The organism is Caenispirillum salinarum (assembly GCF_044803115.1).
Classification (GTDB): Bacteria; Pseudomonadota; Alphaproteobacteria; order Rhodospirillales; family Rhodospirillaceae; genus Caenispirillum; species Caenispirillum salinarum_A.
Genome location: NZ_CP085224.1, coordinates 990,848 through 1,015,144 on the forward strand (window position 1 = coordinate 990,848; position 24,297 = coordinate 1,015,144).

The 24,297-nt window shown below is 68.5% G+C and carries 22 protein-coding genes; 18 read left to right on the forward strand and 4 right to left on the reverse strand.

Translation table 11 applies throughout. The features are described from left to right. Window position 1 precedes the first annotated feature (1 nt). The 15 genes from LG334_RS04645 (at window position 2) to LG334_RS04715 (ending at window position 18,175) form a co-directional block, all read left to right on the forward strand. The gene (locus tag LG334_RS04645; protein ID WP_404383751.1) at window positions 2-2,977 is read left to right on the forward strand and encodes a TAT-variant-translocated molybdopterin oxidoreductase; all 2,976 of its coding nucleotides are present in this window, start codon (window positions 2-4) and stop codon (window positions 2,975-2,977) included. After that, a complete protein-coding gene (locus LG334_RS04650) occupies window positions 2,977-4,911 on the forward strand; it encodes a quinol:electron acceptor oxidoreductase subunit ActD (RefSeq protein WP_404383753.1) in 1,935 nt (644 codons plus the stop codon). The genes LG334_RS04645 and LG334_RS04650 overlap by 1 nt, the downstream gene beginning before the upstream one ends. Further along, complete coding sequence (locus LG334_RS04655; RefSeq protein ID WP_404383755.1) at window positions 4,908-5,477, forward strand: c-type cytochrome; 570 nt, start codon at window positions 4,908-4,910, stop codon at window positions 5,475-5,477. The genes LG334_RS04650 and LG334_RS04655 overlap by 4 nt, the downstream gene beginning before the upstream one ends. Next, a complete protein-coding gene (locus tag LG334_RS04660; RefSeq protein WP_404383757.1) occupies window positions 5,474-6,556 on the forward strand; it encodes a hypothetical protein in 1,083 nt (360 codons plus the stop codon). Before LG334_RS04655 ends, LG334_RS04660 begins: the two co-directional genes overlap by 4 nt. Then, window positions 6,549-6,905: a hypothetical protein gene (locus LG334_RS04665; RefSeq protein ID WP_404383759.1), complete on the forward strand. Its 357-nt coding sequence runs from the start codon at window positions 6,549-6,551 to the stop codon at window positions 6,903-6,905. The genes LG334_RS04660 and LG334_RS04665 overlap by 8 nt, the downstream gene beginning before the upstream one ends. Next, window positions 6,905-7,876: a cytochrome c oxidase subunit II gene (coxB, locus tag LG334_RS04670; protein WP_404383761.1), complete on the forward strand. Its 972-nt coding sequence runs from the start codon at window positions 6,905-6,907 to the stop codon at window positions 7,874-7,876. The genes LG334_RS04665 and coxB overlap by 1 nt, the downstream gene beginning before the upstream one ends. Beyond that, window positions 7,873-9,501 carry a cbb3-type cytochrome c oxidase subunit I gene (locus LG334_RS04675; protein WP_404383763.1) on the forward strand — a complete coding sequence of 543 codons (1,629 nt, stop codon included), beginning with the start codon at window positions 7,873-7,875 and terminating at the stop codon, window positions 9,499-9,501. Before coxB ends, LG334_RS04675 begins: the two co-directional genes overlap by 4 nt. Beyond that, on the forward strand, window positions 9,491-10,141 hold the full coding sequence (locus LG334_RS04680) for a cytochrome c oxidase subunit 3 (protein ID WP_404383765.1): 651 nt from the start codon (window positions 9,491-9,493) through the stop codon (window positions 10,139-10,141). The genes LG334_RS04675 and LG334_RS04680 overlap by 11 nt, the downstream gene beginning before the upstream one ends. 2 nt (window positions 10,142-10,143) lie before the next feature. Next, window positions 10,144-10,446 carry a cytochrome C oxidase subunit IV family protein gene (locus LG334_RS04685; protein ID WP_404383767.1) on the forward strand — a complete coding sequence of 101 codons (303 nt, stop codon included), beginning with the start codon at window positions 10,144-10,146 and terminating at the stop codon, window positions 10,444-10,446. A 218-nt stretch (window positions 10,447-10,664) separates the two neighbouring features. Continuing rightward, complete coding sequence (locus LG334_RS04690; RefSeq protein ID WP_404383769.1) at window positions 10,665-11,468, forward strand: hypothetical protein; 804 nt, start codon at window positions 10,665-10,667, stop codon at window positions 11,466-11,468. Between the two features lie 154 nt (window positions 11,469-11,622). Then, complete coding sequence (locus LG334_RS04695; protein WP_404383771.1) at window positions 11,623-12,513, forward strand: substrate-binding domain-containing protein; 891 nt, start codon at window positions 11,623-11,625, stop codon at window positions 12,511-12,513. A 41-nt stretch (window positions 12,514-12,554) separates the two neighbouring features. After that, window positions 12,555-14,027 carry an ABC transporter permease gene (locus LG334_RS04700; protein WP_404383773.1) on the forward strand — a complete coding sequence of 491 codons (1,473 nt, stop codon included), beginning with the start codon at window positions 12,555-12,557 and terminating at the stop codon, window positions 14,025-14,027. A gap of 17 nt (window positions 14,028-14,044) precedes the next feature. Then, a complete protein-coding gene (locus LG334_RS04705) occupies window positions 14,045-15,124 on the forward strand; it encodes an ABC transporter ATP-binding protein (protein WP_404383775.1) in 1,080 nt (359 codons plus the stop codon). Window positions 15,125-15,392: 268 nt separating this feature from the next. Then, window positions 15,393-16,529: an ethylbenzene dehydrogenase-related protein gene (locus LG334_RS04710; protein WP_404383777.1), complete on the forward strand. Its 1,137-nt coding sequence runs from the start codon at window positions 15,393-15,395 to the stop codon at window positions 16,527-16,529. Further along, the gene (locus tag LG334_RS04715) at window positions 16,526-18,175 is read left to right on the forward strand and encodes a ferric reductase-like transmembrane domain-containing protein (RefSeq protein WP_404383779.1); all 1,650 of its coding nucleotides are present in this window, start codon (window positions 16,526-16,528) and stop codon (window positions 18,173-18,175) included. Before LG334_RS04710 ends, LG334_RS04715 begins: the two co-directional genes overlap by 4 nt. 144 nt (window positions 18,176-18,319) lie before the next feature. Here the strand turns inward: LG334_RS04715 and LG334_RS04720 are convergent, their stop codons facing one another. From LG334_RS04720 to LG334_RS04735, 4 genes are all read right to left on the reverse strand, one after another. Continuing rightward, window positions 18,320-18,874 carry a hypothetical protein gene (locus tag LG334_RS04720; protein ID WP_404383781.1) on the reverse strand — a complete coding sequence of 185 codons (555 nt, stop codon included), beginning with the start codon at window positions 18,872-18,874 and terminating at the stop codon, window positions 18,320-18,322. A 126-nt stretch (window positions 18,875-19,000) separates the two neighbouring features. Further along, complete coding sequence (locus tag LG334_RS04725; RefSeq protein ID WP_404383783.1) at window positions 19,001-19,459, reverse strand: DUF3306 domain-containing protein; 459 nt, start codon at window positions 19,457-19,459, stop codon at window positions 19,001-19,003. Then, window positions 19,456-19,965, reverse strand: coding sequence for a DUF3305 domain-containing protein (locus LG334_RS04730; protein WP_404383785.1), 510 nt, complete (start codon window positions 19,963-19,965; stop codon window positions 19,456-19,458). Before LG334_RS04730 ends, LG334_RS04725 begins: the two co-directional genes overlap by 4 nt. After that, on the reverse strand, window positions 19,962-20,420 hold the full coding sequence (locus tag LG334_RS04735; protein ID WP_404383787.1) for a hypothetical protein: 459 nt from the start codon (window positions 20,418-20,420) through the stop codon (window positions 19,962-19,964). Before LG334_RS04735 ends, LG334_RS04730 begins: the two co-directional genes overlap by 4 nt. Window positions 20,421-20,566: 146 nt before the next feature. Here LG334_RS04735 and LG334_RS04740 point away from each other — a divergent pair, with 146 nt between their 5' ends. The 3 genes from LG334_RS04740 to LG334_RS04750 are packed head-to-tail and all read left to right on the forward strand — an operon-like array spanning window position 20,567 to window position 24,288. Further along, window positions 20,567-21,169 (forward strand): molecular chaperone, encoded by a 603-nt coding sequence (locus tag LG334_RS04740; protein ID WP_404383789.1) that lies wholly within the window; start codon window positions 20,567-20,569, stop codon window positions 21,167-21,169. Continuing rightward, a complete protein-coding gene (locus LG334_RS04745) occupies window positions 21,166-21,378 on the forward strand; it encodes a hypothetical protein (RefSeq protein ID WP_404383791.1) in 213 nt (70 codons plus the stop codon). The genes LG334_RS04740 and LG334_RS04745 overlap by 4 nt, the downstream gene beginning before the upstream one ends. Window positions 21,379-21,390: 12 nt before the next feature. Beyond that, window positions 21,391-24,288, forward strand: coding sequence for a formate dehydrogenase subunit alpha (locus LG334_RS04750; RefSeq protein ID WP_404383793.1), 2,898 nt, complete (start codon window positions 21,391-21,393; stop codon window positions 24,286-24,288). The last annotated feature ends 9 nt before the right edge of the window (window positions 24,289-24,297 follow it).

Consider the following 24,297-nt stretch of genomic DNA (forward strand, 5'->3'; position numbering starts at 1 on the left):
GATGGCTGAGAATGCCCGCCATGGGACCACGCCCGATATTGCGGCCCTGCGGCGGCGGCTGGCCGATGCGCGCGGGCCGCGCCTCTGGAAGGGGCTGGAGGAAGCGGCCGACGAGCCGGCCTTCCGCACATGGCTGCACGCGGAATTTCCCGCTGCCGCCCACCTGCTCGACCAGCCGCACGCCCGCCGCACCGTCCTGCGCACCATGGCGGCGTCCTTCCTGCTCGGCGGGTTGAGCGCCTGCGACGTCTATCTGCCCGAGGACGTGGTGCCCTGGGTGGAGCAGCCGGAGGCAATGGTTCCCGGCGTGCCGCGCTTCTACGCCAGCATGATCCCCTTCCAGGGCCATGCGCGGCCGGTGGTGATCGAGACGCACGAGGGGCGGCCCACGCGGCTGGACGGCAACCACAGGCATCCCGCCGCGACCAGCGCGCTTGATCCGTTCACCCAGGCGGAGGTCCTGCGGTTCTACGATCCCGACCGCTCGGCCACGGCGCTGCGGCGCGGCAATCCGGTCTCCACCGCGGCGGCACGGTCGCAGGTGCTCAACACCATGCAAGGGCTGGAAAGCGGGCAGGGCGTGCGCCTGCTCACCGGGCGCACGACATCGCCGACCCTGTTGCGCCAGGTCGAGGAGTTGAAGGAGCGCCTGCCGGGCCTGCGGCATCATGTGTGGGAGCCGGTCGACGAGGTCGGGCCCCGGCTGCGGGCGGCCGAACTGGCCTTCGGCCGACCACTGGAGACGCGGGTGCGGCTGGCCGAGGCCGACGTGGTGGTGAGCCTGGAAGACGACCTGCTCGGCGCGGGACTGTGGCAGCTCGACCATGCGGCGGCCTGGGCGGAGCGGCGCCGGCGCGGGCACGAGACCGGCGATCTCAACCGCCTGTACGTCGCCGAAAGCACGCCGACGCTCGCCGGCGCCAAGGCGGTGGAACGCCACGACGTGCCGAGCAACCGCATTCCGCATCTGGCGGCGGCGATCGCTGGCGAACTCGGGGTGGACGCGCCGCCCGTGTCGCTGGCATCGGAGGATGCCGCCTGGGCAAGAAGGATGGCGGCCCTGCTCAAGCGCCACGCCGGCCGGGCCGTGCTGACGGTCGGCGCCAAGGCTCCGGTCGAGGTTCAGGCGCTGGTGCTGGCGGTCAACGAGAGGATCGGGGCGCTCGGCACGACGCTTCAGACCCTGGAGCCGATCTCGCCGCCGGCCGACGGCGGGCTGCCGGACCTGGTCGACGCCATGCGGGACGGGGCGGTCGATACCCTGGTGATCCTCGACCTCGACCCGGTTTTCGCCGCGCCCGGCGCGCTGGACTTCGCCGGGGCGCTGGAGGCGGTGCCGATGTCGCTCCACCTTGGGACCTATGCCGACGCGACGGCGCGGCTGTCATCGTTTCACCTGCCGCTGGCGCATCCGCTGGAAACCTGGTCCGACGGCCTCGCCACCGACGGCACGGCCTGCATCCAGCAGCCGGTGGCGCGGCCGCTTTACGGCGGTGTCGAGGTCCACGCGATGTTGGAGGCGTGGCTCGGCCGGCCGGGACGAACCGCCCGGCACGCGGTGCGGCGCACCTGGCGGGCTGCGCTCGGCCTCGACGGCGGCGAGGCGCGGTGGGAGCGGGCGCTGCACGACGGATACGTGGCGGGAACGGCCGCGAACGAAGTGTCTGCCCCGTCCGTCAAGGCGCTGGACGTCGCCTTGCCGGAACTCGCGGCAGACCGGGCGCTGGAGGTTGTCTTCGGCCCTGACCCTTCGGTTTGGGACGGACGCTACGCCAACGTCGGCTGGTTGCAGGAGCTTCCCAAGCCCCTCACCAAGCTGACGTGGGACAACGCGGCGCTGGTCAGCCCGGCGCTGGCGGAGCGTCTGGGACTGAGCAACGGCCGGCTGGTCGAGATCGCGGCCGAGGGGCGCGCCGTGCGCATTCCGGTCTGGATCGTGCCGGGGCAGGCGGCGGAGACGGTGACGCTGCATTTCGGCCAGGGCCGCCACCTCATCGGCCGCTTGGCGGAGATGGCGGGAACCGACGTCAACCCGCTGCGTCCGGCCGGCGGCGACGTGCTGCTCGGCGCGTCGCTGGACGTGCTCGACGAGACCCATGCGCTTGCCGACACCCAGATGCACGGCACCATGGAGGGCCGCGACCTGATCCGCGCCATGCCGGCGGCGGAGGTTGCCGGCCACGGCGCACCGAAGGGCGAGGCGGAAGAGACGCACCACAGAACCTTGCACGGGCGCATCTTCGACTACGAAAAGCCCGGCGCTGAGCCCTATGCCTGGGCCATGTCCATCGACCTGGACACCTGCATCGGCTGCAATGCCTGCGTCGTCGGCTGCGTCGCTGAAAACAACATTCCCGTGGTCGGGCCCGAGCAGGTGCGCATGGGCCGCGAAATGCACTGGATCAGGGTCGACCGCTATTTCGAGGGCGACCTGGACCGGCCGAGAATCCACTTCCAGCCGGTCCCCTGCATGCACTGCGAGCACGCACCCTGCGAGATCGGTTGCCCCGTCCGAGCCACGGTCCACGGCCCCGAGGGGCTGAACCAGATGATCTACAACCGCTGCATCGGCACCCGCACGTGCTCCAGCTACTGCCCCTACAAGGTGCGCCGGTTCAACTGGTTCGACTATGCCCGGCCGGCGGCACCGGGCGAGGAGGCCGTGCGGAACCCGGACGTGACGGTGCGCGCGCGCGGCGTCATGGAAAAGTGCACCTACTGCGTCCAGCGCATCTCCGCCGCCCGGCGCGAGGCGAAAAAGGACGACCGCCGCATCGCCGACGGAGAGGTGCAGACGGCCTGCCAGACCGCCTGCCCGACGCAGGCGATCGTGTTCGGCGACCAGAGCGACCCCGCCACACGCATCGCCCGCGCCAAGGATGACCCCCGCAGCTATGCCCTGCTGGCCGAGACCAACACCCGCCCGCGCACCGAATACCGGGCGCTGGTGATCGAGGACATGGACGAGGAGGCCTGATGCCGGGCAACTCCATCTATCCGCGCGGCACCACCTATCGCGGCGTCGGAGACCGTGTCGCGGGCATCCTGCTCGACGTGCCGACGCGCCGCCGGTGGTGGATTGCGTTCCTTGTCTCGGGTGCGTTGTTCCTCGTGCTGCCGTCGATGATCGTCCACCTTTTCGTCGAGGGGGTCGGCGTCTGGGGCGTCAACATTCCGGTGAACTGGGGCCTCGCCATCGTCAACGTGGTGTGGTGGATCGGCATCGGGCACGCCGGGACGTTCATCTCGGCCATGCTGCTGCTGCTCGGGCAGGAATGGCGCAACTCGCTGAACCGCTTCGCCGAGGCGATGACCATCTTCGCCGTGATCTGCGCCGCCATGTACCCGATCCTCCACCTGGGGCGGCCGCAGTTCTTCTACTGGATGCTGCCCTACCCGACGCCGTTCCAGGTGTGGCCGCAGTTCCGCAGCCCGCTGTTCTGGGACGTCATGGCGATCTCGACCTACTTCACGGTGTCGCTGCTGTTCTGGTACGTCGGCCTGATTCCCGACCTGGCGAGCGTCCGCGACAAGGCGAAAAGCCGCTTCTGGCGGGTGTTCCTGGGCCTGGCGGCGCTCGGGTGGCGGGGCTCGGCCATGCACTGGGTGCGGTGGCGCCGGGCCTACGTGATCCTGGCGGCGCTGGCCATGCCGCTGGTGGTGTCGGTGCATTCGGGCGTGTCGCTGCTGTTCGCCGCCGGCCCCGTGCCCGGCTGGCATACGACCATCTACCCGCCGTATTTCGTCATGGGCGCGCTGTTTTCCGGTTTCGCCGTGGTCGGGATGATCGCCGTTGTGCTGCGCGCCTGGTTCAAGCTCTACGACCTGGTGACGCCGCGCCACCTGGACCTGCTGGCAAAGTTCATGCTGGCGATCGGCCTGATGACCCTCTACGGCTACCTGTTCGAGGCCCTGACCGCCTGGTATTCCGGCCACGAGTTCGAGGTCGACACCCTGCACGACCGCCTCTTCGGGCCGTTCGCCACCATCTACTGGGGAGCCGTGCTCCTCAATTTCGCGCCGATCCAGCTGCTGTGGCGGCGGCGGTGGCGCACCCGCCCGGTGGTGCTGTTCCTGGTCTGCCTGTCGGTGACCGTCGGCATGTGGCTGGAGCGGTACATGCTCATCATCTCCGGCCTGTTCCGCGACTACCTGCCGTCGTCGTGGGATACCTATTCGGCGCCGTGGACGGAGTGGCTGCTGTTCCTCGGCACGATCGGCTTCTTCCTGTTCGCCTTCGTGCTGTTCATCCGCTTCCTGCCGATGGTGGCGATCTCCGAGGTCAAGGAAGTGCTGTTCGAGGAGCGCCCGGCACGGCGGCCGGCGCCCGAACCGGCGCCGCGCGCCGCCGAGCCGACGAACCGGGAGCCGGCGCGGGACGGCCTTTACGGCGTGCTGGCCTGCTACGACCGCGCCGACGACCTGGTGCTGGCGGCCCGGCGGGCGGTGGCGGGCGGTTTCACGCGGCTGGACTGCCACACGCCGTTCCCCGTGGACGATCTGACCGAGGTCCTGCGGCTGCGGGAACGGCGGTTGCCCTGGATGGTCGCCGGGGCCGGCGCGTTCGGCCTTGTCTTCGCGCTGGGGCTGCTGTGGTACATCGACGTCGCGTACCTGCCCACGCCCGTCGGCGGGCTGCCGCTGGCCGCCTGGACCGCCTACGGCCTGCCGGCCTTCGAGTTCACGGTGCTGCTGGCGGCCCTGACGGCCGTGATCGGAATGCTGGCCCTCAACCGCCTGCCGCGCCTGCATCACCCCCTGTTCGAGGTGGAGGAGTTCGACCGCGCGACGCAGGACGGCTTCTTCCTGGTTCTGCTGGCCGACGACCCGCAATTCGATCCGGCGCGGGCTCGCGATTTCCTGGAGCAACTCGACCCTGCGCCGGCGCTGGTGCGGGAGGTGCCGGCATGACGCGCGTCGGCACCGTCATTCTCGGCGTCCTGCTTCTGGCAGCCTGCGAGCAGGAGATGAACACCCAGCCGAAATACGAGGTCTACGAGACCGCGGAGCTTTTCTCCGACGGCATCGTCAATCAGAAGCCGCAGCCGGGCACCATCGCCCTCGGCGATCTGGACCGCCAGGCGGCGTTGAGGGATCGTCCGCCCCTCACGCGCGCCCTGCTGGATCGCGGGCGCGAGCGGTTCAACATCTACTGCGTCCCCTGCCACGGCGGGGCCGGGTATGGCGACGGCATGATCGCGCGCCGCGGCTTTCCCGATCCGCCCAGTTACCACACCGATCGGCTGCGCTCCCGCCCGGCGCGCTACTTCGTTCAGGTCATCACGGAGGGCAAGGGAGACATGTACTCCTACGCCACCCGCGTTCCGCCGGCCGATCGCTGGGCCATCGCCGCCTACATCAAGGCGTTGCAGTTGTCCCAGCAGGTTCCCGCGGACCGGCTGCCGCCCGGCATCGAGCCGGCGGCGCCGTCCGCATCCCCATCCCCATCCACCTCCGAGGCGGAGGGCGGCTCATGACGGCGCGGCGCCTCATCACGGTCCTTCTGGGGATCGGTGTCATCGGCGTGGTGGTGGTTGCGGTCGCCGCCACCTTCGCGCCGCAAACCGCGCTCGTCGCCTGGCTGACGGCGGTGCTGGCGGTCATGGTCGTGCCGCTGGGGGCGCTGCCGCTGCTGCTGACATGGCACCTTCACAAAGGGCGCTGGGGCCTGCAACTCGGTCGCGACATGGAGGCCGCGGTGGCGACGACGCCGCTGGTGCTGCTGTTCCTGCTGCCGGTCGTGCTGGCGCCGGGCGTGCTGCATCCGCTGGTGCATGGCGCCGGCGGTCACGAAACGCACCCCTGGCTGCGCGAAGGGCCGTTGCTGGCGCGCGGCGCCGCGTACCTGGTCACGTGGTGGATGCTGGCCCGCTACGCGGTCCGCATCGGACGGCCGGTGGACGCGGCGGCGCATCGTCCCGGACTGGCGGCGGCCGGGCTGATCCTGTGGACGCTGACGGCGTCGCTGGCCGGCATCGACTGGGTGATCGCGCTCCAGGCCGAAGCCTATTCCTCCATCTTCGGGCTCGTCTTCCTGTCGCACCTCATGGTCGGCGCGCTGGGCTTCCTGTGCGCCACGTCGCTCGGCCGGGCGTGGAGACTTGGGCAGACGCCGAACGTGCGCGGCATCGGCAACATGCTGCTCGGGGCCGTCATGCTGTGGCTCTACCACGAGTACATGCAGTGGCTGATCGTCTGGTCCGGCGACCTGCCGGGGCACATCGACATCTATCTGGACCGCGCCGGACCGGTCTGGACCGCGATGGTGGCGGTGATGGCGGTCCTGGGCGGGGCGGTGCCCTTCGTGCTGCTGCTGTGGAGCCGCGTGCGCCGGAATGCCGCCGCCCTGGCCATGATCGGCGGCTGGTTTTTCGCGGTGCGGATCATCGAGGCCTTCTGGTGGGTGGTCCCGCTGCATCCGGCCGGCGGCCTGACGGCGGCGCTGGCCGTGGCGGCGCTTGTCGGCGCGGGCGGCCTGTGGGGCGGCGTCTGGCTCATCCTGCGGGCGCGTCACCCGGCTCCCCGCCACGAGATGCTGGAGGCGCATCATGGCTGAACATCGCGATTACGAACGCTCCGACGTCAGCATCCGCGCCGCCGTGTGGTCGGCGGTCATCCTGTCGGTGGTGATCGTCGTCGTCGGCGGCGCGCTGTGGCTGCTCCGGCTCCAGTTCGAAAGCGAGCCGGACCCGTTTCCGCAGCGCCCGCCGCTGGTCCGGCAAGGGCAGATTCAGCCGCCGCTGCAGGAAAACCCCCAGGTGGACCTCGTGGAACTGCGGGCTCATTTCCACGAAATCCTGACCACCGCCGTGTGGCTCGACGAGGACCGCACCGCCGCCCGCGTCCCCATCGACGACGCCATGGAGATGCTGGCCGAACGGGGCTGGCCGGAGGGGGCTCCCTGATGCAGTTCGACTGGCTCAACGCCCTGCCGTTCTGGCCCGACCAGATCTCCGATCACGCGGCGACGGTGGACACCATCATGGTGGCGTTCTCGTTCGTGATGGTGCTGTTCGTCGCGCCCGTCTTCATCCTGATGGCGTTCTTCGCCGTCAAGTACCGCCGGGGATCTTCCGCCGACAGGACGGGCCGCCCGCGCAGCCTGCCGTGGCTGGAGGCGGCCTGGGCGCTGGTGCCGCTGGTGGTGATGATGTTCTTTTTCTATCAGGCGGCGCGCGCCTACTTCGACTTGCACGACGAGATGGAGAACTCCCTGCGGATCGAGGTGATCGGCAAGCAGTGGATGTGGAAGACCCAGCATCCCAACGGCAAGCGCCAGATCAATCAACTGAACGTGCCGGTCGGCGTGCCCGTCGAGTTGAACATGATAAGCCAGGACGTGATCCATTCCATGTACCTGCCGGCCCTGCGCATCAAGCAGGACGTCCTGCCGCACCGCTACACCAAGCTGCGGTTCGTCGCCACCGAGACCGGCACGTTCCACCTGACCTGCGCCGAATACTGCGGCACGCTGCATTCCCGCATGGGCGGCTCGCTCGTCGTCATGGAGCGCGATGCCTATGACGCGTGGGTCTCGGAGGCCCGCGACGCGGCCCGGCCGGTGGACCGCGGCCGGCGCCTGTTCACCGAGGCCGGCTGCCGGGGCTGCCATGCCGAGGACGCGCCCGTCGAGGCGCCGCTGCTGGACGGCCTTTACGGTTCGCCGGTGCCGCTGGCCGGCGGCGGATCGGTGGAGGCCGACGAGAACTACCTGCGGACGGCCATCCTGCGGCCCAACGCCCATGTGGTGGCCGGCTTCGAGCCCATCATGCCGAGCTTTCGCGAACAACTCGACGAAGAACAAATCCTGGACCTGATCGCATACATCCGGGCGCTGTCCGACGACGACGGCGGCGGAGAGGGGGAACGCCGATGAACGCCATCTACACGCGGGAGGCGCCGAATTACATCCGCGCCGCCTACAGCCTTCGCTCGTGGCTGTTCTCGACGGACCACAAGCGGATCGGGGTGCTCTACCTGATCTCGATCACCCTGTTCTTCTTCCTGGGCGCGCTGGCGGCGGCATTGATCCGGCTGGAGCTGTTCACCGCCGAGGCCGACCTGATCTCGGCCGACGTCTACAACCGCGCCTTTTCGCTGCACGGCGTTCTGATGGTGTGGTTCTTCCTTATTCCGTCCATTCCGGCGGTGTTCGGCAACTTCCTGATTCCCACCATGATCGGGGCGAACGACCTGGCCTTTCCGCGCCTGAACCTGGCGAGCTGGTGGGTGTTCATGGGCGGCGGGCTGCTTACCTTCATCGCCCTGTTGCTCGGCGGCGTGGACACGGGGTGGACGTTCTACACGCCGTATTCGTCCATGTTCTCCAACAGCTATGTGGCGCTGACGATCCTGGGTGTGTTCATCGCCGGGTTCTCGACCATCTTCACCGGCGTCAACATCATCGTCACCGTCCACAAGCTGCGCGCGCCGGGCATGACCTGGATGCGCCTGCCGCTGTTCGTGTGGTCGCACTACGCCACCAGCGTCGTGATGATCCTGGCGACGCCCGTGCTCGCCATGACGCTGCTGCTGGTGACGGCGGAGCGGCTGCTGGGGATCGGCGTCTTCGACCCGGCGCTTGGCGGCGACCCGCTGCTGTTCCAGCATCTGTTCTGGTTCTACAGCCATCCCGCCGTCTACATCATGATCCTGCCCAGCATGGGCGTCATGAGCGAGGTCATCACCGCCTTCGCGCACAAGCGCGTCTTCGGCTACGCCTATGTGGCGTTCTCCTCCATCGCCATCGCCGCGATCGGGTTCCTGGTGTGGGGCCACCACATGTTCGTGGCCGGCCAGTCGGTCTACGCCAGCATGATGTTCTCGGCCATGAGCTTTCTGGTGGCGGTGCCGTCGGCCATCAAGGTCTACAACTGGACGGCGACGCTCTACAAAGGCCAGGTGACGGTCGGCGTGCCGCTGCTCTACGGCATGGCCTTCATCGGCCTTTTCGTGGTCGGCGGGCTGACCGGGCTGTTCCTGGCGACCCTGGCGCTGGACGTGCATGTCCACGACACGTATTTCGTCATCGCCCACTTCCATTACATCATGGTGGGCGCGAGCGTCATGGCCTACATGGCGGCCCTGCATTTCTGGTGGCCCAAGATCACCGGGCGCATGTATCCCGAGGTTCTGGGCCGCTGGTCGGCCGTGATCGCCTTCCTCGGCTTCAACGTCACCTTCTTTCCGCAGTTCCTGGCCGGCTACATCGGCCAGCCGCGCCGCTACCAGACCTATTGGCCGGAGTTGGAGACGCTGAACCAGATCTCCACCATCGGCGCCGGGCTGCTGGCGATCGGCTACGCCTTGCCCTTCATCTATTTCGTCCGTTCGCTGTGGCGGGGGCCACGGGCGAGCGCCAACCCCTGGGACGCCTTCGGCCTGGAGTGGATGGTTCCGTCGCCGCCTCCGACCGAGCCGTTCAAGGACACGCCGCACGTCACCTGGGAGGCCTACGACTACCCCCGCCCGGAAGACCAGGAGCGCCGCGATGGACGATAGCCTGGAGCACCAGCCGCCGCACGGCCATCACTTCACAAGCGCCGGGCAGGAGCGCCGCGCCGACCTGCTGGGTCTGTGGCTGTTCATCGCCACGGAAGTGATGATGTTCGGCGCCCTGTTCATGGCCGTCATCGTCTACCGCAGCACGCTGCCGGAAGCGGTGCGCGCGGGCGCGCATCATCTGGACCTGTGGATCGGCGGCCTCAACACGGCGGTGCTGCTGACCAGTTCCATGACCATTGCCCTTGCCGTGGTCGAGGCGCGGCGGGGGCAGGCCGGTCGCACCGCCGCACTTCTGGCGGCCACGGCGGTCCTGGGTGCGACCTTCCTGGGGATCAAGGCCTATGAATACGTCATGGAATACCGCGAGGGCCTGATGCCCGGCATCGGACCGGCGTTTCCCTCCGATGATCGGGCGGTCGAGTTGTTCTTCAACATCTATTTCACGGCGACGGGCCTGCACGCCATCCACCTGATCATCGGCGTGGCGGCTGTTCTGCTGCTGGCCTTTCGCGTGCGCCGCGGCCTGACGCGCCTGCCCCGGCGCCGCATCTCGGTGGAGGCGCTCGGGCTGTACTGGCACTTCGTCGACATCGTCTGGGTGTTCCTCTATCCGGCGCTCTATCTGGTCGGGAGGTGACCATGTCCGATGCTTTGAACGACCAGGACGCGCGGCACGAGCGCCGCCTGATCTTCAAGGTCTACGGCGGCCTCATGGCATTGCTGGGACTGACGCTGGCCGTGGCGATGGTGGACCTGGGGTGGGGGAACGTGGTCGCCAACCTGTCCATCGCCATCGCGAAGACGGTCCTCATCCTGTGGGTCTTCATGCACCTGCGCGAGGCGACGCCCATGCTCCGCCTGTTCGCGCTGGCGGCGGTGATGTGGGTCGGCTTTCTGATCGTCCTTGGCCTGGGCGACTGGATGACGCGCGGCGCGTCCTGATCGAGCACGTCCCGACGGGTGCATCCGCCGGAGGGAACCGGCGTCCACGCGGCAATGACGCCGACGTTCTGCCCGGTCTTCCTGCCGGCGCGGCACGGGCGGAAAAGGAGCCGAATTTAACGCGAGTCATTCTCAATAGCGTTCGCACGTTGCTAACGTCCGGTACGGGCGGCGCTTCGGAAGCCCGCACCGCTACCGCTGCAAGGAGAGAATGACCCGTGATGACCCATCGCAGAACCCGGACCCGCTCGCTGATCGCGGCTGCCGTCGGAGCGCTCGTATTGCCGGCGCAAGCATTCGCAGATGGCGAAATAGGCGAGCATGTGCAGACCTACTGGAAGCACATGGACGAGTACGCCGCCGGCGTCGACCGCATGAACAGCGCGCTGGACGACCTTGTGGCGGAAGCAGAAGCCGGCGCCTTCGATGAAGCCGATGTCGACCGCCTCGTCGAGGTCTGGGAGGACGTCAAGGTGCACGGTGCAATCGAGGTGGTGGCGACGCCGCTTTACCCGCCCATCTGGGAAGGCATCTATGCCCTGCGGGACGCAGCCGCCGAAACGGCGTCCGCCGACGCCGTCGCCTCGGCCGCTGAGCAGACCTCGGTCGCACTGCACGAGGGGCTCGGGGCCCTGCGGCTGGCCACCTATCAGCATGAGATCGGGGAGGGGCCGGATTTGGCTGGCCGCGGTGCGCCCGCCGACGATCCAATCCATGCCATCGAGGACCGCCTGTCGCAGGCCGTGGCCAAATACCAGGAAGGCCATGCCGATGATGCGAAGGCCCTGATCCACGACGCCTACTTCAACTATTTCGAGGGCATCGAAGGGGCACTGATCGAGCAGGATGCCGCGTTGGTCACCACCCTGGAGGAGGACTTCAACGGCGCCCTGCCGAACCTGATCAACCGGGGCGCTTCGGTCGAGGACATTCGCGGTCAGGTCAACGCGATGATGGAGAAGCTGCACAGGGCCGAGGATCTGCTGGCCAAGGCCGAGAACGACAAGGGAGACGTATTCTAAGATGGAACGGCGGACGTTTGTGAAAGGCGCCGTCGCACTGGGTGCCCTCGGAGCGGCTGGTCCTCTCCGGGGCATCAGGCCGGCCCGCGCGGTCCAGACGGGCGCGGAGTCCGTCGATGACCTCCCGCCGCTTCGCGGCAGCCTGACCGTCTACATGGGACGGGGCGAGGGCGGGCTGTACACCGAGGTGATCGACGCCATCCGCAAGAGGAACCCGGCCCTGGAATTGTCCGTGAGGCGGGCTCCCGCGGCCTCTCTCGCCAACACGTTGATCCAGGAGAACCGGTTCGGCGGACCTCGGGCCGACCTGTTCTGGTCGATCGACGCCAGCACGCTCGGCGTGGTGATCGGCGAGGGCATGGCGCGGCCGGTTCCGGAAAGGCTGCATGCCCTGGTCGATCCCGCCTTCCGCTATCCGGGGCTTGCGCCGCTGTCCGGTCGCATCCGCACGGTGGTCTACAACCCCGCGAGGCTGGATGCCGCGGCCTTGCCGTCGTCGATCATGGCGTACGCCGACAGCGACCTGAGCATCGGTTGGGCTCCCGCCTACGGGGCCTTCCAGTCGTTCCTCACGGCCATGCGTCTTCTGGAAGGCGAGGATGCGGCCCGCGCCTGGATCAGGGGCATAAAGCCACGGGCCACCGAGTTCGCCGGAGAGCTGGGCGCGGTGATGGCCGTGGAGCGGGGCGACGTCGATGTCGCCTTCGCCAACCACTACTACACGCTGCGCCTGAAGCAGGGAAAGCCGGAGGCGGACGTCGGCATCACCTTCACCCGCGATGATGCCGGGTCGTTGATGAACACCTCCGGCGTGGTGCTGCTGCGGGAGGGCGATCTGCAGGTCGACTTCATCCGCTACCTGCTGTCGAAGGAGGTGCAGTCCTACCTGTCGCGGGAGGCCTTCGAGATACCCATGGTGCCGGGCGTGCCCACGCCCGGGGCTCTGCCGCCGCAGGACGACCTCCACCCGCCGAAGATCGATCTGACACGGCTTTCGGACGTGCAGCCGACCCTGGATCTGCTGCGGGAAACGGGGGTGCTGTGAGGAATGGCGGAAGGCCCTGGAAAGCGCGCCGACGCCTTTCGGTGCCGCTCATCCTGAGCGCGCTGGTCGCGGCGGCGGTGGTGCTGCCGGTCGGGGTGCTTGCCTATCTCGGCCTGGGGGCTGACGTGGCCCTTTCCGGCCGGACGGGCGAGATCGTGCTCAACACGGTGCTGCTGGCGGCCCTGACGGCCGGGGGCTCGGTGCTGATCGGAGTGCCGCTCGCGTTCGTGGTGGCCTACGGAGACCTGCCGGCGCGGCGGTTCTGGACCGGCCTGCTGGCGGCGCCGCTGGCCATTCCCAGTTACGTGGGCGCGTTCGCCTTTTTCGCCGGCTTCGGGCCGGGCGGCGAGATCGACACGCTGACCGGCCTCGCCCTGCCCACTGTCACCGGCCTGCCGGGGGCGGCGCTGGTGATGACGCTCTATACGTACCCCTTTGTCTTCCTGACGACGCGGGCCGCGCTGCGGAACCTGGACGGCAGCGCGGTGGAGGCGGCGCGGCTGCTCGGCCTGCCGCTTCGGGCCGCGCTGGCGCAGGTGGTGCTGCCGCGCGTGAAGAACGGCATTGCGGTCGGCGCCCTTCTGGCGGCGCTGTATGCGCTGTCCGACTTCGGCACGCCGGCGATCATGCGGCTGGACACCTTCACCCGCGTGATCTTCGTCGAGTACAACGCCTTCGGTCTCGACCGCGCCGCCCTCCTGTCCCTTTACCTGCTGGCCCTGGTGGCGGTCATCCTGTGGCTCGAAGCCCGCGTGGGGGCGGTCCGCGAAGCACCGGGGCGGCCGTTTCGCATGCGCCTGTCCCGGACGGTCAAGGCCGCGAGCATGGCCGGCGCGCTGGTCGTCAGCGGGACGGCCATTCTGGTGCCGGTTGGCCTGTTCGCATCATGGCTGATGCGCGAGGGGGCCGGCGCCTTCAGCCCCGACTATGTCGTCAATTCCACCTATGCCTCGCTTCTCGCCGCGGTCGCCGCCGTGGCCGCCGCGTTGCCCGTGGCGGTAGCGGCGTCGCAGGGGCGTTTCGGCCGGCTGCTGGAGCGCGTCACCTACGTCGGCTTCGGCGTGCCAGGGATCGTGCTGGGCACGGCGCTTGTGGTGGTGGGCCTCTACTCCGGCTTTCTGTATCAGTCGCTGGCGCTGCTGGTCCTGGCCTACGTGATCCGGTTCCTGCCGCTTGCCGTCGGCAACACGCGGTCGACGCTGGACCGGGCGGGCGGCAACGTGGCCGGGGCGGCCCGCCTGCTGGGCGCGGGTCCGGTGGAGACGTTCCGGCGCGTCACCCTGCCGCTGGCGCTGCCCGGCATTCTCGCCGGCGCCGCGCTCGTCTTCCTGGAGGTGATGCGCGAACTGCCGGCCACTCTGTTGTTGCGTCCGACGGGCTTCGATACCCTCGCCACGTATCTTTGGCGGGTGTACGAGGCGGGCCATTTCGGTCTCGGCGCCGTGCCGGCGGTCCTGCTGGTGGCTGTTTCCGCCGTGGCGGTGGTGATCATGTTGCGCGGCGAGAAGGACTGAGGCGAGGCAAACGCTGGATGCTTGAAATTCGGAACCTGACGGTCAGCTATGGCGGCACCCTCGCGGTGCGCGATCTCAGCCTGCATGTGGACGACGGAGAGATCGTGACGCTGCTTGGCCCCACCGGCTGCGGCAAGAGCACGACCCTGCGCGTCGTGGCCGGACTGGAGGAGGCTTGCGGCGGTGAAATCTTCATCGGCGGCCGCCGTGTCAGCGGCGGTTCGTTCGTTCCGCCGGACAAGCGCAACATCGGCATGGTGTTCCAGGACTTCGCGCTCTTTCCGCACCTGACGGTGGCGCAGAATGTCGGGTTCCGGCTGGAGCGGTCCGCGCCGGTTGACCGGTGGCTGCGCTGGCTGGGGTTGGAGGCGCATCGCGACGCCATGCCCGGCACCCTGTCCGGCGGCCAGAAGCAGCGCGTGGCGCTCGCCCGCTGCCTCGCCCACGAGCCGGGGCTGGTGCTGCTCGACGAGCCGCTGTCCAACCTGGATGCCTCTCTCAAGGACAGCCTGCGGTGGGACATCCACGAGACGCTGAAGGAGGCCAGGGTGCCCGCCATCTGGGTGACCCACGACCAGAACGAGGCGCTCTCGATCGGCGACCGCGTCGGAGTCATGAACGGCGGCACCCTGGAGCAGCTTGCCCCGCCTGATGTGTGCTTCTGCGACCCCGCCACCCGCTTCGTCGCCGAATTCCTGGGCGAAGCTTCCTTCCTGCCCGGCGACGTGGCTGACGATGGGGTGATAGTGCACACGGCTGTCGGCCCCGTTGCCGGCGATCGCCGCATCGCGGCTGTGGGACGTGCCGTGGATGTGCTCTTCCGGCCCGATGATCTGTCGCTCAGGCGGGATGCGCTGGCACCGGCGACGATCGCCTGGGCAAGATATGAAGGCGGGACGCGCCTCTACGGCGTTACCGTCGGCGAGGGCGGAGCCGGCCCGCTGGTCAAGGTGCGCACAAATCACGAGATGCGCCTGGCACCGGGCGACCGTGTCCGACTGCATGTCGAGTCCACCCATCCCCTGGCCGTGTTTCCCCGTGCCGGCGGAACACCACCCTCAATGGCCGAAGCCGAGCCCCAATCCGCGAATTGCTGACCGGCCTCGCGAGGCGGCAGATCCGGGCGGCCGCAAGGCCACCCGGCGCGCGGCGCGTGTCCGGATGGTACGCGACCGCCACCCCGCCGGACCGATCGCCGGAGGGGTCTGGGCACGGGAGGCGGCTGCTCGCCATGTGCAATTAAGAAGCGGTTGCGGGGAAGGTCCTTACACGGTATGTGGATGCTCTCAGGCAAATGCGGATCATTTGCAATTCTAATTGTGGTTGATGACGGCCGCGGGCCGAAAGCATGGAGGGGTGTCGCCCATGGTGCTGTACGAGAGGGTAATCACACAGGTGGCGCTGGCTGCCGTCGCGGTGGCGGCGGGGCCGGCGTTGGCTGCCGGAGACGGGGAGGCGCCCGCCGGCGTGGACTCCGGTTTGCATCTGGTTTCTTACCGAACCGCCGGGTCCGTCGCCGTCGATGGCAAGGATGGCGGCGAGTGGGCGGCGGCGGCGCCGCTGATCGTCACCGTCGACGAACTCCCCTACAAGCCCGACACCGGCTATCGGGGCATCGACGCCACGGATGTTGAAATCCGGTCGCTGCACGACGAAGGCCATCTCTACATGCTGTTCCGCTGGGCCGATCCCACGCTGAGCACGGCGCGCTGGCCCTGGGTCAAGCAGGCCGACGGCGGCTGGAAGCAGATGAAGGCGCTTGACAGCACCGGGCACGAGAACGACTGGTACGAAGACAAGCTCTCGGTGTTCTGGCACATCAACGAGCGCGGCTTCGAGAAGAAGGGCTGCGACATGTCGTGCCACATCGCCGCCGACGGCTGGCTCGACGGTGTGCGGGACAGCTCGGCCGGGCGGCACTACACCGACCAGCCGGGCGAAACGCTGGACATGTGGCACTGGAAGAGCGCCCGCACGAATCCCGTGGGCCAGGCGGACGACCAGTTCGTCAATGACGACCGCAAGGATGGCCCGGGCAATTGGGGCCGCAACTCCGACATCAAGCACGGCGGCGGCTACTTCACCAACATCAACGCCGACAAGACCGGCCCGGCGTGGATGAGCGCCAGGGGCGGCGACAGCAATTACGTGCTCGACGCCGAGAAGGTCCCCTTCGATGACAGCCGTTTCAAGGCCGGCGACATGCTGGGCGGCGTGGTCGCGGCGCCCTTTATCGGACCGGAAGCCGACGTGACCGCCACCGGCCGCTGGCACGACGGCGAGTGGACGCTCGAAATCCGTCGCGCGCTGGTGACGACGGGCGAGGGCTCGGACATGCACGACGTGCAGTTCACCGACCTTTCGAAGCCCTATCACTTCGGCGTCGGCGTGTTCGATAACACGCAGATCAACCACCTCTACCACCGCAAGGCGATCACGATGACGTTCGAGCCGGCATACACGGCCGGCCTGGACGGCAGCGAGCAGGAGGCCCGTCGATGAACACGGCAACACTCGCCGCCGCCCCCCGGACGACCCGCCTCGCCCGCGCCGCCTCCGGGCGGCCGGAGGTATGGCTCGGTCTGCCCTGGCTCGCGGCCTTCTTCGCCGTGGTCGCCTGGCAGGCCTGGCTCGGCTTCACTTACGACTCGAACGACACGACCAATATCTTCCTTCAGATCGGACGCGCCGCCGCCTATGCGCTGCTGCCCGTGCTCGCCGTGATGTGGCTGCCGGTGCTGCGCAACGTCACGACGGTGGTGGAGGCGTCGCGCTTTGGCCGTTTCCTGCCGCTTGAAGGGGCCCGTGCCGCCCACCGCTGGCTTGGCCACCTGCTGATGGCGCTGGCGCTGATCCACGGCAGCCAGTATCTGGTCTACTTCGGCACCCTGAACGCCCCCTTCACCGACGTGCTGTTCGGCGAGGAGCCGGACCTCGTGCGGTCGATGCGCACCACCATGTACGACTACGTCACCGATGACGCCGACATCGCGACAGTCGAGCGGTGGATCGGCACCGGCATGCCGGTCGGCGTCTACGAGACGGAGGTGCATCCGATCATCCAGCGCGACTGCGCCAAGTGCCACAACCCTACGGCCACCCGCAGCTATGCGGTCAACCACCTGCCCATGACCAACTATGAGGAGGTGGTCTCGTGGGCCCGGCAGGGCGTGGAGTCGCGGCAGTTCCGCATCGTCGTCAGCGGCCTGCTGATGCTGGTGCTGTTCGCCGCCCTGTGGGCGACCTCGCTGGCGGCGGTGCGACGCAGGGCGCACCATGTCTACCAGGTGACCCATCGCCTGGGTTACGTGGCGGCGCTGCTGGCGTTGCTGCACATTCCGAGCCTGAGCTGGATCGTCGCGCCGATCCTGGTGCTGGTCGTGGAAGTCTACCTGTCGCGCCATCGCCGGCTTTACCGCAACCGCCCGGCGACGCTGACGCGCTTCAGCGACGGGATGCTGCGGATGAACATCGCCCGGCCGCAGGGCATGACGATCGCCGCCGGGCACTACGTGCAGGTGCGCGTCCGCGACTTCGGCAGCGACGAATGGCACGCCTTCTCCCTGACCGGACACCCGGAAGAGGGCGACGACATCGTCCTCAAGATCCGCGTCGCCGGTGACTGGACGCAGCAGCTTGACAGGCTCGTCGCCGACCGGACGGAGCGGAGGCTTGAAGTGGACGTTCGGGGTCCCTTTGCCAGCCCGGCCGCCCAGGCCCTTCAGCGCCGGGACTGGCTGCTGGTTGCCGGCGGTGTCGGGTTCGCGCCGTTCCTCGGACTGCTCCGCCATCTGGCGTCGGCCGATGAAAAGCCGCGGCATGTCCATGTGGTGTGGGCCATGCGGGACGCTTCCATGCTCAAGTGGATCGAGCCGGTGGCCGAACGCCTCGCCTCCACCCGGGGCATAAGCCTGCACTGGCACGTCTATCTGACGGGCGACGCCGCGAAGATGCCGGCGATCGAGGCGCCGGCCGACATCGCCGTGCAGCGCGGACGGCCCGACTGGCCGCATCTGCTGGACCGGATCGCCGAGGGCAGCCCGTCGCTCTCCTGCTTCATCTGCGCGCCGCGCGGCATGATTGAGGACGTCGCCGGCCGCTGCCGCAGCCGCGGCTGGGCGGTCCGCACGGAGCTGTTCGCGGGCTGACCGAAAGGGTCGGTTCATCGGAACCAGTGGCGGCACGCGCCCGATGCGTGCCGCCACAGCCGTGCCCGGATGACGGCGCAGGCCCACCACCGCGCCGTGGCCGGCCCGCCGGAGACCCGTCGAGGAGAGCGATGGGCGCCGCCATCATCTCGGCTCCGTCGTCGCGGCCACCTGATCGCGCTTCGAGGGCTCCTGCCACTCGGGCGACGCCAAATGGAAGGGCAGGAGCGTCACGGCGATGACGAAAAGGGCAAGGGCCAGCAGCATCATGAGCAGGCCCCTGGCGCGCATGGTGGTGGCGCGGTCGTTGCGGTCGCGTGTCGCCTCGAAGGCGCGCTGAAAGAAGTCGTACTCGCTGACATAGGCCGCCGTCCGCTCCGTCTGGCGTGGGCCATGCCGAAGAAAGGTGATCTCCACCCGCACGAGGTACGCGACCGCGGTCATCAGCGCGAGGACAGACGCCAGCCAGAGCGCCGCCATCACGGCCGTCAGCGGCTGCGGGAGCAGCCCCACGTCCAGTTCGCGCGCGAAATAGATGTAGCCGAAGATGGAGAAGGAGACGACCGATCCGGGCACCGCGAGCTGCGAGCGGATCGTCTCCCGCCGGCTGCGCTCGGCCATGTAGAGTGCCCGCAGTTCCTCCTGGTTCAACTGGTCGGCGCTGATGAGGTCGTCCCGGCCGTCGTCGTCATCGCTCATTCACAAGCGCCCCTCTGCCTTGTCTCGGCCTTCCGCAAACGCTGCGCGTGGCGATGGATCGCTCAATTTGCAGCCACTTGGAGATCGGCCCGATGGGCGAGAGCGATCAAGCGCCTCGGCCCCGCCTCATGTTTCGGCTTCGGGTTCGTCCGAGGGCGGACTGTCCGACGTCTCCTGTCCCTCAGGCTCCCGTTGCAGGTGGGCGAACATGGCCTTCACGGCCTTGACCGCGTTTTCGCTCTCGCCGGGGCGCAGGGCGGCGTAGCCGGGCGCGTTGCAGTCCCAGTCGTATTCGACCAGCGGCTTGTAGCCCGTTATCGCCGGATCGCTCGTCCACGCCTTGCGCAGCGCCGCCCTGCGCAGCGCCTCGGGTACCTTGCGGTGCAGGAAGGCCGAGTAGTCGCTGTCCCGGTCCAGCAATTCCAGCGGCGGCAGGGTCTCCGGGTCGAAGGGGGCGTCGTCGTCCGCTTGCTCGTGGGGGGGAGCCTCGGCCGGGTTGGCGTGCGGCTGTGCCGGGAGCGGGCCGTCATGCTCCGTCTTCAGGCGCGACCAGCGGGCGAGAAATCCTTTCGATGACTCCGTCACGTCGTGATCCCCCGTTCCGAGTCCGGATGCCGCGGTGCCATGGCTTCCGGGTCCACGCGGTCACGGCGGCGTTTCCACTGTTTCCGCTCCACATGGTGGCGGGTGACGAAGTCCGTCAGCCAATCGCGCACCTCGGGCGGCATGGCCACCGCCTCCAGCAGGTCGTCGCCGCATTCCCCATGGGCCTGGGCCTCTGCCGGGTCGGCCGTCGCCAGCAGGAGCGACCAGCCGAGCGGCGTGGCGCCCTTGCGGAGCACGACGTAGACGGCCGGTTGCGGCGCCTCCAGGTTGTCCTTGTAGTTCTTCGTGTCGGCTTTCCGCGCCACGATGTCGGTATTGCCGGCGAAGAAACGCATCGCCCCGGCCTCCTCGCCCAGCGGGGTCCAGGGGGCGCAGTCCACCGCCGCGGGAAGCACGGCGTCGACACGCGCCACATGATCGAGCCAGGGACTGCGGCACGGGCGGCGCTCGGCCACGACGGCCACGGGGAAGCGCTCGGCGGTCATTCCACATATCCTTCCGGGAACAGATCGTCCGGCCCGCCGATCGGCTGCATCTCGGTCGTCGGCTCGCTGCCGAGCGCGTTGGGACGCTGAACCGCCTTGCCGTCGAGGCCAGGCGGCGCGCCGCGCACCAGGTTGAGCATCTCGTAGAGGCTCATCTGCTCCTGCTCCTCGGGGCCGAGAAGCGGCCGGGGTGCCCGCACGCCCTGTTCCTCCGGCGGCGGCGGGGCGTTTTCCTGGACCTCGGGAGCCGTCAGTCCGCGCTTCTCCGCGGCGTCGGGATTGACGTTCGCCGGGTCGCGCTTCTTGGAGTCCCAATTCTCGACTCCGGGCGGCCAGTTCGGCGCGGGCTGGTCCACCGCCTGCGCATCGGCTGCCCCTTGCGCCGCCAGCGCAGCGGGTGAGACAGCCAGCAGAAGGGCGAGGACCGTCGCCTTCGTCATCTTCAGCGTCATCATGGGTCTCATCCTCATGGTCTTTCGCTCAACGCCCGAAACGGGGATGAACGTTTCACCCGGCCACCTTTTTCTTTTTCAACTTTTTCCCCCGGAGCCGCGTTCTGACCCCACTTCCCAAGAGGAACGGCAGGCGACGGATCGGCCGCATGGAAGACGATGTCAAACAGCTAGACCTCACGCGCGCCCAGTTCTACGGGCTGCTCGCGACGCTGCTGATCCGGCCGCCACCGGCGGATCTGCTGGCTGTCGTCGCGGGCCTGCGCGCCGAGCCGCAAACGCCGCTGGCCGATGCGATCGGCGCCCTTGCCACGGCGGCCGGCAGCACGACACCCGCGATGGCCGAGCGCGAGTACAACCGGCTTTTCATCGGCCTGGAGCGCGGAGAATTCGTGCCCTACGCCTCGCATTACCTTGAGGGCCACCTTTACGGAAAGCCCCTCATCCGGTTCCGCCAGGAGATGGCGCGCCTGGGCCTTGAGCGCGAAGCGCCGGTCCGGGAACCCGAGGATCACGCCGGGGTCATGCTCGCCGTCATGGCGGAACTGCTGGAGGACGCGGGCAGAGAAGGCCGGGACAATGCGCCGGCCGCCGTCTTCCGCACCCACCTGCAGCCCTGGCTCCCATTCTTCATGCGCGACATCGCGCGCGCCGAGGACGCCGCCTTCTATCCCGCCGTGGGCGCCCTTGGCGGGGCGTTCCTCGCCATCGAGGCGGAAGCCCTGTCACTGCCCGAGGAGGCATCGCCATGACCGATCGACCCGACGATCCTGTTGATGCGAGGCGCCGCCGGTTCCTGCGCGGCGCCGGACTGTCTGCCGCCGGGGCCGCGGCTGCCGTGCCGGTGGTGCTGAGCGGAGGCGATGACGCGGAGGCCTTTTCCGCGCCCGAGGAACAGGTGAAGGGGCGCTACCGGCTGAACGACCACGTCAAGCGCTTCTACTTCCTGAACAGACTTTAGGAGGCCCGGTCCATGCTGAAGAAACGTCGCTCCGGGACGTCGGCGCCGGGTGGCCTCACGGCAACGCTGCCCATGGATGGCGGCCGCCGGGGTCTCAACCGCCGATCCTTTCTCCAGGCTTCGGGCCTGGCGACGGCCGGCTTGTCGGGCCTGGGCGGCCTTTCCGCCGGTGTCGTCCGCAAGGCCGAGGCCGCGCCCATCGCCGAGGGCACGCCGAAGGAGCTGAAAAAGTCGGTGTGCAGCCACTGCTCCGTCGGCTGCACCGTCGTCGCGGAAGTGCAGGACGGCGTCTGGGTTCAGCAGGAGCCCGGCTGGGACAGCCCCATCAACCAGGGCACCCACTGCGCCAAGGGCGCGAGCGTGCGGGAACTGGTCAAGGGCGAGCGGCGGGTGAAATATCCGCTCAAGCTGGTGGACGGCGAATGGCAGCGGGTGAGCTGGGACCAGGCGATCGAGGAGATCGGCGACAAGCTGCTCGCCATTCGCGCCACGTATGGTCCCGACAGCGTGTTCTGGCTCGGGTCGGCCAAGTTCACCAACGAGGCCGCCTACCTCCTGCGCAAGTTCGCCGCCTTCTGGGGCACGAACAACGTCGACCATCAGGCCCGCATCTGCCATTCCACCACCGTCGCCGGCGTCGCCAACACCTGGGGCTACGGCGCGATGACCAACAGCTACAACGACATCCAGCACTCCAACTGCCTGGTCATCATCGGCGGCAACCCGGCGGAGGCGCATCCGGTCGCCATGCAGCACATGCTGCGCGCGAAGGAGCGCAACCGCGCGCCGTTCATCGTCATCGACCCGCGCTTCACCCGCACGGCCGCGCACGCCACCGATTTCGTCCGCCTGCGACCGGGCACGGATATCCCCGTGGTCTGGGGCATCCTGTGGCACATCTTCGCGAACGGCTGGGAGGACAAGGAGTACATCGCCGAGCGGGTCCACGGCATGGACGCCATCCGGGCCGAGGTCGCCAAGTGGACGCCGGACGTGGTGGAGGAGGTGTCGGGCGTTCCCGGCGAGCAGCTCCTCCAGGTTGCCAGGCAGATGGCTGAGAACCGTCCGGCGACGCTGATCTGGTGCATGGGCGCCACGCAGAAGACCGTCGGCACGGCCAACGTGCGCGCGTTTTCCATCCTGCAACTGGCGCTTGGCAACATCGGCGTTCCCGGCGGCGGCGCGAACATCTACCGCGGCCACTCCAACGTGCAGGGCGCGACGGACATGGGCCTGGATGTTTCCACCCTGCCGTCCTACTACGGATTGTCCGAGGCCGCATGGCGGCACTTCAGCCGCGTCTGGGACGTGCCCTACGAAACCATGCTGGACCGCTTCGCCTCCAAGGAGCTGATGGAGGCGAAGGGCATCCCGACAACCCGGTGGTTCGACGCCGCCGTGGCCGAGCCCGAGGACCTGGACCAGCCGCATCCCATCCGGGGCGTCGTGGTCATGGGACACGGCGGCAACACGGTGACGCGCATGCCGGACATGCTGGAGGGGCTGGCGCAACTCGACCTGCTGGTGGTTGTCGATCCGCATCCGACCACCTTCGCCGCCATCCGTCAGCGGCGGAACAACAGCTACATCCTGCCGGCCTGCACCCAGTACGAAATGGACGGCAGCCGCGTCGCCTCCAACCGATCGGTCCAGTGGGGCCAGAAGGTGGTGGAGCCCATCTTCGAAAGCCGCGACGACTACCGGACCATGTACCTGCTGGCGCGGAAGCTTGGCTTCGCCGACGAGATGTTCAAGCACATCGGCGTGAACGACACGCAGCCCGTGGCCGAGGACATCCTGCGCGAGATCAATCGCGGCTGCATCTCCACCGGCTACACCGGCATCTCGCCGGAACGGCTGAAGATGCACATGAAATACCAGCACACCTTCGACCGCATCACCATGCAGGCGACCGAAGGGCCGCTGAAGGGCGAGTATTTCGGCCTGCCGTGGCCGTGCTGGGGCTACCCGGAGTGGAAGCACCCCGGCTCGCCGGTGCTCTACGATACCTCCAAGCACGTCATGGAGGGCGGCGGCACCTTCCGGGCCCGCTTCGGCGTGGAGCGGGACGGAGAGACGCTTCTGGCGGAAGGCAGCTTCTCCAAGGGGTCTGAAATCCGGGACGGCTATCCCGAGTTCACCATGGCCGTGCTGAAGAAGCTGGGCTGGGACAAGGAACTGACGCCCGACGAGCGCCGCGTGATCGAGGAGATCGGCGGCGACGACATCGACAGTGTGTCGTGGGCCAACGACCTGTCCATGGGCATCATCCGCGTCGCCCTGCGACACGGCTGCGTCCCCTACGGCAACGCCAAGGCGCGCAGCGTGGCCTGGAACCTGCCCGACCCCGTGCCCATCCACCGCGAACCCGTCTACAGCCCGCGCCCGGAGCTGGTGCGCCAGTTCCCGGCCATCGAGGATCGGCGGGAGTTCCGGCTGCCGCATCTCAACCGCTCGGTCCAGATGGCGATGCTGGAGGCCGACGTGCCCGGGCAGTTCCCGTTCATCTTCACCTCCGGCCGCCTGGTCGAGTACGAGGGCGGCGGCGAGGAGACGCGCTCGAACCCCTGGCTGGCCGAGTTGCAGCAGTCGATGTTCGTCGAACTGAACACCCATGACGCGGAGCGCCTTGGCGTCCGCGACGGCGAGCACGTCTGGGTCCACGGCCCGGAGGAAGGAAAGGTCTACGTCCGCGCGCTGGTGACCGAGCGTGTCGGCCGGGGCGTCGTGTTCATGCCGTTCCACTTCAGCGGCCACTGGCAGGGCGAGGACCTGCGCGACGCCTATCCGCCCGGCACCGACCCCATCGTGCTCGGCGAGCCGTGCAACGGCATCACCACCTACGGCTACGATCCCGTCACCTACATGCAGGAGACCAAGGTGACGCTGTGTCGGGTCGAGAAAGCCTGAGGAAGGACA

What these genes read in the sequence shown, in the direction of transcription:
- LG334_RS04720 (WP_404383781.1), bottom strand. Translation starts at nt 18,874, where the DNA reads ATGAGCGATGACGACGACGGCCGGGACGACCTCATCAGCGCCGACCAG.
- LG334_RS04660 (WP_404383757.1), top strand. Translation starts at nt 5,474, where the DNA reads ATGACGGCGCGGCGCCTCATCACGGTCCTTCTGGGGATCGGTGTCATC.
- LG334_RS04655 (WP_404383755.1), top strand. Translation starts at nt 4,908, where the DNA reads ATGACGCGCGTCGGCACCGTCATTCTCGGCGTCCTGCTTCTGGCAGCC.
- LG334_RS04710 (WP_404383777.1), top strand. Translation starts at nt 15,393, where the DNA reads ATGGTGCTGTACGAGAGGGTAATCACACAGGTGGCGCTGGCTGCCGTC.
- LG334_RS04705 (WP_404383775.1), top strand. Translation starts at nt 14,045, where the DNA reads ATGCTTGAAATTCGGAACCTGACGGTCAGCTATGGCGGCACCCTCGCG.
- LG334_RS04715 (WP_404383779.1), top strand. Translation starts at nt 16,526, where the DNA reads ATGAACACGGCAACACTCGCCGCCGCCCCCCGGACGACCCGCCTCGCC.
- LG334_RS04730 (WP_404383785.1), bottom strand. Translation starts at nt 19,965, where the DNA reads ATGACCGCCGAGCGCTTCCCCGTGGCCGTCGTGGCCGAGCGCCGCCCG.
- LG334_RS04740 (WP_404383789.1), top strand. Translation starts at nt 20,567, where the DNA reads ATGGAAGACGATGTCAAACAGCTAGACCTCACGCGCGCCCAGTTCTAC.
- LG334_RS04650 (WP_404383753.1), top strand. Translation starts at nt 2,977, where the DNA reads ATGCCGGGCAACTCCATCTATCCGCGCGGCACCACCTATCGCGGCGTC.
- LG334_RS04645 (WP_404383751.1), top strand. Translation starts at nt 2, where the DNA reads ATGGCTGAGAATGCCCGCCATGGGACCACGCCCGATATTGCGGCCCTG.
- LG334_RS04680 (WP_404383765.1), top strand. Translation starts at nt 9,491, where the DNA reads ATGGACGATAGCCTGGAGCACCAGCCGCCGCACGGCCATCACTTCACA.
- coxB (WP_404383761.1), top strand. Translation starts at nt 6,905, where the DNA reads ATGCAGTTCGACTGGCTCAACGCCCTGCCGTTCTGGCCCGACCAGATC.
- LG334_RS04675 (WP_404383763.1), top strand. Translation starts at nt 7,873, where the DNA reads ATGAACGCCATCTACACGCGGGAGGCGCCGAATTACATCCGCGCCGCC.
- LG334_RS04735 (WP_404383787.1), bottom strand. Translation starts at nt 20,420, where the DNA reads ATGATGACGCTGAAGATGACGAAGGCGACGGTCCTCGCCCTTCTGCTG.
- LG334_RS04745 (WP_404383791.1), top strand. Translation starts at nt 21,166, where the DNA reads ATGACCGATCGACCCGACGATCCTGTTGATGCGAGGCGCCGCCGGTTC.
- LG334_RS04750 (WP_404383793.1), top strand. Translation starts at nt 21,391, where the DNA reads ATGCTGAAGAAACGTCGCTCCGGGACGTCGGCGCCGGGTGGCCTCACG.
- LG334_RS04665 (WP_404383759.1), top strand. Translation starts at nt 6,549, where the DNA reads ATGGCTGAACATCGCGATTACGAACGCTCCGACGTCAGCATCCGCGCC.
- LG334_RS04685 (WP_404383767.1), top strand. Translation starts at nt 10,144, where the DNA reads ATGTCCGATGCTTTGAACGACCAGGACGCGCGGCACGAGCGCCGCCTG.
- LG334_RS04695 (WP_404383771.1), top strand. Translation starts at nt 11,623, where the DNA reads ATGGGACGGGGCGAGGGCGGGCTGTACACCGAGGTGATCGACGCCATC.